This window comes from Anoxybacillus sp. (assembly GCF_036834105.1).
GTDB lineage: Bacteria > Bacillota > Bacilli > Bacillales > Anoxybacillaceae > Anoxybacillus.
This window is the reverse complement of record NZ_DAITON010000116.1, coordinates 1-7114: the sequence shown is the minus strand read 5'-3', so window position 1 is coordinate 7114 and position 7114 is coordinate 1. Positions and strand designations below refer to the sequence as shown.

Sequence of the window (7114 nt, the reverse complement as noted above, 5' to 3'; positions counted from 1 at the left end):
AAACTGAAAAAGGTCGTATTAAATTTTTGACGTCAAAAATTTAAAAGAGCAACGCGGATGGTTGCTCTTTTTAGTTAGCGCGAAACATGCTTGTTTTTCCATTGAAAACTCAGAGGAGGGGCGATAACATGCCAAGCTTCCGTAAGCATGAGAACGGAACATGGGAATATCGCATTCGCTACAAAGACAGAGCAACAGGGAAGTACAAAGAGAAGTCAAAACGCGGGTTTAAAACGAAGAAGGAGGCGCAATTAGCCGCCGCTCAAGCAGAAATGGAAATCGAATATTACGGTTTCTCTGAGGACGGCAATGAAAAAGTAGACGTGTATTTTGAAAAATGGCTCGAGGTGTACAAAAAACCAAACGTCAAGCCAATCACCTATTCTCTTCAAGAGAGAAATGTTCGGCTCAATATTCTTCCACGATGGGGAAACTACAAACTCAAAGAAATTACCAGAGTTGAATACCAAAAATGGATTAACGAATTAAGACAGCATTATAGCGAAGGGACTGTTCGGCGCATTCATAGCCTAATGAGTTCAGCACTCCATGACGCAGTTCATGAGTTTCGCATTTTACGCGAAAATCCGCTCGTAAAAATTACGATCCCGAAAGAAACAGAGAAAAACCAAGAATTGAAGTATTTTACTCGTGAACAGTTAGAAATGTTTTTAGAAGAAGTGAAAAAAACCCAAAAGCACGCCAAATATCAGCATTCTATTCAGTATTATGTGCTGTTTACTCTTTTGGCACGGACAGGTTTGCGGATCGGGGAAGCGTTGGCATTGACGTGGGATGACATTGACTTGGAAAATAAAACGCTCACGGTGAACAAAACGCTAGTGTATCCGATGAACTCGACACCCTATCTTTCCACTCCAAAATCAGGAGCGAGTCTGCGGACGATTAAACTAGACGATGTGACTGTTCATTTATTGAAAAAACACCGCCTAAACCGTAAAGAAATGTATTTAATGTATCCAAACTACCGACCACCAGAAACAAATATCGTCTTTCACCAACATGACGGTCGTTGGCTGCGAACAAATGTCGTAAGGGAATATTTCAAGGAAGTATGTAAACGAGCAGGGCTTCCTGTGTTATCACCACACGCTTTGCGTCATAGCCACGCCGTGCATCTTTTGGAGGCTGGGGCAAATATCAAATATGTTTCCGAGCGATTAGGGCATGCCAGCATAAAAATGACCGCTGATACGTACCTCCATGTGACTCAAAAAATTGAGGATGAGGCACTGGAGTTGTATCAGCGGTACACCGAAAAGAAATGAATTGTGGGTGAATTGTGGGTGAAGCGCCCACAACGGAGCGCTAAACCCTTTATTTATCAAGGTTATCCAATACTACCTTCCATTTCAAACTTAATGAGACGGTTCATTTCAACCGCGTATTCCATTGGCAATTCTCTCGTAAATGGCTCAATAAAGCCCATGACGATCATTTCTGTCGCTTCTTGTTCGGAAATGCCGCGGCTCATTAAATAAAATAGTTGTTCTTCCGATACTTTCGATACTTTCGCTTCGTGTTCAAGCGAAATGTTGTCATTTAAAATTTCATTGTATGGGATTGTATCAGATGTTGACTGATTATCCATAATGAGCGTATCACACTCGATGTTAGAGCGAGAACCGTCCGCTTTTCGCCCGAAATGGACAATGCCGCGATATGTTACTTTTCCGCCTTGTTTTGAAATGGATTTAGAGACGATCGTCGACGACGTGTTTGGTGCTAGGTGAATCATTTTTGCACCAGCATCTTGATGTTGACCTTTACCTGCAATCGCAATCGAAAGCGTCAAACCGCGCGCCCCTTCTCCTTTTAAAATGACGGCTGGATATTTCATCGTTAATTTTGAACCGATATTTCCGTCGATCCATTCCATCGTTGCGTTTTCTTCGCATACGGCGCGTTTTGTAACGAGGTTGAAGACGTTGTTTGCCCAGTTTTGAATCGTCGTATAACGACAATATGCTCCTTTTTTCACGATAATTTCAACGACCGCACTATGCAGTGAGTTTGTCGTGTAGACAGGCGCTGTACAGCCTTCAACGTAATGAACGTGCGCCCCTTCATCGACGATGATGAGCGTCCGTTCAAATTGCCCCATATTTTCCGAGTTAATGCGGAAATATGCTTGCAATGGCGTATCTACTTTTACACCTTTTGGAACGTAAATAAATGAACCGCCAGACCAAACAGCTGAGTTGAGGGCTGCAAATTTATTATCTGTCGGTGGGACGACTTTCGCCCAATGCTCGCGGAACAACTCTTCATTTTCTTTTAAAGCAGAGTCTGTATCTTTAAAAATAACACCTAACTTTTCCAAATCTTCTTTCATGTTGTGATATACAACTTCCGATTCGTATTGTGCGGATACCCCAGCTAAATATTTTTGTTCTGCTTCTGGAATGCCAAGCTTATCAAACGTCGCCTTAATTTCTTCAGGCACTTCATCCCATGAACGACCGGACTTTTCTGATGGCTTGACGTAATACGTAATTTCATCGAAATCTAAACTTGATAAATCGCCACCCCATTGCGGCATCGGCATACTGTAAAAAATATCTAACGCTTTCAAGCGAAATTCAAGCATCCACTCTGGCTCATTTTTCATGCGTGAAATTTCTTCAACAATTTCACGCGTTAATCCGCGCTCAGCGCGGAATACAGATACGTCTTTATCGGCGAAACCGTATTTATATTCACCGATTTCTGGCATTTTTTTCGCCATCTCGTTCGCCTCCTTGTTTTATGACTATCCTTGCTGCTCATTCAACCCTTTTTCCATCGCTTTCCATGCTAACGTCGCGCATTTAATGCGCGCCGGAAACTTCGATACCCCTTGAAGCGCTTCAATGTCGCCTAAATCAATCGAATCATCGTACTCTTTTCCTTGCATCATATTTGAAAAAATAGTCGACAGCTTAAACGCTTCTTCAATCGTTTTTCCTTTAATCGCCTCCGTCATCATCGACGCAGATGACATCGAAATGGAGCAACCTTCTCCTTCAAACTTAGCATCAACAATTTTCCCATCTTCTACTTTCAACGTTAAGTGAATACGATCTCCGCACGTCGGATTGTTCATGTTAATATCGACGTGCTCGCCTTCCAATACCCCACGATTTCGCGGGTTTTTGTAATGATCCATAATGACTTGCCGATATAACGTATCTAAATGGCTATTAAAAGACATAGCTAAAATACTCCTTCGTTTTCTTTAATGCTGAAACGAGTATATCAATTTCTTCTTCTGTGTTATACAAATAAAAACTTGCCCGTGCAGTCGCCATCACGTTTAACCATTTCATAAGCGGCTGCGCACAATGATGGCCAGCTCGCACCGCAATGCCTTCCGCATCTAAAACAGTGGCAACATCGTGCGGATGCACCCCATCAATATTAAACGTCACAAGCCCTGCCCGTTCTTTCGGACCGTAGATGGTTAATCCTTCAATAGTGGAAAGTTGTTCAAGCGCATATTGCGCCAAGCGATGTTCATGTTCGGCAATATGATGTAAACCTACTTGCTCAAGAAAATCGATTGCCGCTCCTAACCCGATCGCTCCTGCGATAATCGGCGTACCGCCTTCAAATTTCCATGGAAGCTCCTTCCATGTTGACTCATACAAGCCGACAAAATCGATCATTTCCCCACCAAATTCCACCGGCTCCATTTGCTCAAGCAAATGTTTTTTGCCATATAACACGCCAATGCCTGTCGGTCCGCACATTTTATGCCCAGAAAACGCATAAAAGTCGCAATCGAGCTCTTGCACGTTCACTTTCATATGCGGCGTGCTTTGTGCTCCGTCGACGACCATGACAGCGCCGTGCTTATGGGCAATTTGTGCAATTTCCTTCACCGGATTGATTGTGCCGAGCACGTTTGATACGTGCATGACCGCAACAATTTTTGTGTTTGGCGTGACTGTTTGTTCCACATCTTCTATACGAATCGTTCCGTCAGGCTGAAGCGGAATATATTTTAATGTCGCACCTGTTTGTTTAGCCACTTGTTGCCACGGGATGATGTTACTATGATGCTCCATGTACGTAATGACGATTTCGTCGCCTGCCCGAACGTTCGCTCGTCCATAGCTAGCTGCCACGAGGTTAATGGCTGTTGTCGTCCCGCGTGTAAAAATAATTTCTTCCATCGAAGCAGCACCGATGAAGCGGCGCACTTTTTCGCGCGCCCCTTCGTATGCGTCGGTTGCCTTCGTACCGAGCGTATGCACACCGCGATGAACGTTTGAATTGTATTGACGATAATAGTTGTCAATCGCTTCAATGACTGGCAATGGCTTTTGTGACGTCGCTGCGCTATCTAAATAAACGAGCGGTTTACCGTTTACTTGTTGATCTAAAATCGGGAATAGTTGACGAAGTTCTTTTACGTTCATCACTTAACTTTCCTTTCGATCACTTCAATTAATTGTTTTTTCACACGCTCAATAGGAATTTCATTAACGACAGGTGCTAAAAAGCCGTGAATAATTAATCGCTCAGCTTCTACTTTCGGAATGCCGCGGCTCATTAAGTAATATAGTTGCGTCGGATCAACACGACCGACAGATGCGGCGTGGCCTGCTGTCACATCATCTTCATCAATTAACAAAATCGGGTTCGCATCCCCGCGCGCTTTTGGACTTAACATGAGCACGCGAGACTCTTGTTCAGCGTTTGATTTCGACGCACCGTGTTCAATTTTTCCGATCCCGTTGAAAATCGATGTCGCTTCATCTCTCACGACACCGTGCTTTAAAATGTATCCTTCCGTATGCTTGCCGTAATGAATCACGCTCGTTGTAAAGTTTTGCACTTGCTCACCGCGGCCCACAACGACCGTTTTCGTATCCCCAAGTGACCCATCACCAATGAGGCGCGTCACGTTTTCTGAAATCGTATTCCCGTCATTCATTAAGCCGAGCGCCCACTCAATGCGCGCATGACGACCTGTGATTCCGCGACGGTTCACGTACGTTGTCGTCCCTTTCGCTAAACTATCGACCGCACCGAAAAATACGTGGGCGTCGTCAAGCGCGAACACTTCCGCAACGATGTTGACGATCGCTTGCGAACGTTCGCATGTTGAAATGTAGTTTTCAACGTACGTCACTTTACTTCCGACATCAGCAACAATGATGACGTGGTTAAACAGCGCTTCCGCTTTTTCATGCACATATACCGCCTGCAAAGGAACGTCGATTTGAACGTGCTTTGGCACATATACGAACACTCCACCGTTGACAAGCGCCGCATGAAGGGCAGTGAGACGGTGCTCATTTACTTTGACGCCGTCCATAAAATATTTTTGTACAAGCTCGCTATGCTCGCGGACAGCTGTTGCTAAGTCTGTGAAAATAACACCTTTTTCTTTTAATTCATCAGCAAGCGATACGTATGCACATGTATGATCGCGCTGCACATATACGTTTTTTTGCTCCTCAGCTATATCGATGAGCACTTTTACTTGTTCAGGTAGCTCTTCTAGCGAAGAAAGTGGCGCGCTTTCAACGAGATGAACAGAAAATTGTGTGAAGTTCCAACGATCGATTTTCGTTTTGTCTGGCTTCGGTAATGGCAATTGTTCCGCTTGCGCAAGAGCTTGTAAGCGAACGTTTAAAAGCCAGTCCGGTTCTCCGCGCCCTTCAGAAAATGAGCGCACATACTGTTGGTCGAATGGTAGTTTCGTCTCAATCATCCTAAATCCTCCTAACGCTTACGCTTCTTGCTCAACGACTTCATCTTCAATGCCTAGCTCTCTTTTAATCCAATCATATCCTTCTGCTTCAAGACGTTGGGCTAATTCTGGACCGCCTGATTTGACGATACGTCCTTGCATCATGACGTGTACGTAATCTGGTGTAATGTAGTTTAACAATCGTTGATAATGCGTAATGATTAAACAGCCAAAGTCGCTATTGCGCATGTCATTTACACCTTTTGCGACAACTTTTAATGCATCGATATCAAGACCAGAGTCAATTTCATCTAAAATAGCAATTTTCGGCTGCAACATCATAAGTTGTAAAATTTCGTTCCGCTTTTTCTCCCCGCCCGAGAACCCTTCATTCAAGTAGCGGTGAGCCATATCTGGATTCATTTCTAAAAATGCCATTTTTTCATCGAGCTGACGAATGAATTTCATTAATGAAATTTCATTCCCTTCCCCGCGACGTGCGTTAATCGCTGAACGAAGAAAATCAGCATTCGTTACACCGCTAATTTCGCTCGGATATTGCATGGCTAAAAAGAGACCCGCACGAGCACGCTCATCTACTTCCATTTCTAATACGTCTTCACCGTCTAATGTAATGCTCCCTTTTGTTACTTCATATTTTGGATGGCCCATAATCGCCGCCGATAATGTCGATTTTCCCGTTCCGTTCGGTCCCATGATCGCATGGAACTCGCCGCCTTTAATTTCAAGGTTAACCCCTTTTAAAATTTCTTTCCCGTCAATTGCAACGTGAAGATCTTTAATCGTTAATGTTGCCATAAAAAAATACCTCCAGTTTCACTTATGTTCATAAAAACGTAATTCTCACTTTATTCTCATTACAATTTTATAACAGATGAAAAGTATTAGCAACCTTATTGCAAGCATTTTGATACTTTTTTGTTTCAAAAGTTTGCTCGTTTTATCACATATGTAAAAAAGGTAGGGAATCCCTACCCTTTAATGCATGCGAGTAAATTCATTGACACATTGTCGGACGAGCGTGACCGCTTGACTCATCGTCGCCCCTCCAGCTAAAGCAGATGCGACAGCACACGCTTCAAATATTTCTTTCTCTGTCGCCCCTTCATCGATGCACCCTTTCGTATGATAAATGGTACAATATTCATCTTGTTTAGCGACACTAATCGCTAGTGCAATGAGCTGTTTTTCTTTCTTTGATAACGCTCCTTCAGCAAAACAAGCTTCCGTAAATGCATTAAACGCTCGTCCAACATGAGGCATTTGTTGCGTGAACATGCCTAGCCCTTGCTTATATTCGTGTAAACATTGTTCCATCGACATATGCACTCCTCCTTCCTTTTTATCATGCGTCGTTTTCGAGAAAATATAAAAGGACGCCCGAATGGA

7 protein-coding genes are annotated in these 7114 nt (G+C 43.5%); 1 reads left to right on the top strand and 6 read right to left on the bottom strand.

Translation table 11 applies throughout. From position 1 onward, the window contains the following. The first annotated feature begins 128 nt into the window (after nt 1-128). A complete protein-coding gene (locus V7Z64_RS10565; protein WP_297987191.1) occupies nt 129-1289 on the top strand; it encodes a site-specific integrase in 1161 nt (386 codons plus the stop codon). A 62-nt stretch (nt 1290-1351) separates the two neighbouring features. Here V7Z64_RS10565 and sufB read toward each other — a convergent pair whose 3' ends face one another. From sufB to V7Z64_RS10535, 6 genes are all read right to left on the bottom strand, one after another. Then, nucleotides 1352-2749, bottom strand: a complete 1398-nt coding sequence (gene sufB, locus V7Z64_RS10560) for a Fe-S cluster assembly protein SufB (RefSeq protein ID WP_297987190.1) — start codon at nt 2747-2749, stop codon at nt 1352-1354. Nucleotides 2750-2773: 24 nt separating this feature from the next. Beyond that, the gene (gene sufU, locus V7Z64_RS10555) at nt 2774-3214 is read right to left on the bottom strand and encodes a Fe-S cluster assembly sulfur transfer protein SufU (RefSeq protein ID WP_297987189.1); all 441 of its coding nucleotides are present in this window, start codon (nt 3212-3214) and stop codon (nt 2774-2776) included. Then, the gene (locus tag V7Z64_RS10550; RefSeq protein WP_297987188.1) at nt 3204-4424 is read right to left on the bottom strand and encodes a cysteine desulfurase; all 1221 of its coding nucleotides are present in this window, start codon (nt 4422-4424) and stop codon (nt 3204-3206) included. Before V7Z64_RS10550 ends, sufU begins: the two co-directional genes overlap by 11 nt. Next, the gene (sufD, locus tag V7Z64_RS10545; protein ID WP_297987187.1) at nt 4424-5725 is read right to left on the bottom strand and encodes a Fe-S cluster assembly protein SufD; all 1302 of its coding nucleotides are present in this window, start codon (nt 5723-5725) and stop codon (nt 4424-4426) included. The genes V7Z64_RS10550 and sufD overlap by 1 nt, the downstream gene beginning before the upstream one ends. Nucleotides 5726-5743: 18 nt before the next feature. Beyond that, nucleotides 5744-6523, bottom strand: a complete 780-nt coding sequence (sufC, locus tag V7Z64_RS10540) for a Fe-S cluster assembly ATPase SufC (RefSeq protein WP_003398317.1) — start codon at nt 6521-6523, stop codon at nt 5744-5746. Between the two features lie 180 nt (nt 6524-6703). Further along, nucleotides 6704-7048, bottom strand: a complete 345-nt coding sequence (locus V7Z64_RS10535) for a carboxymuconolactone decarboxylase family protein (protein ID WP_297987186.1) — start codon at nt 7046-7048, stop codon at nt 6704-6706. Nucleotides 7049-7114: the final 66 nt, after the last annotated feature.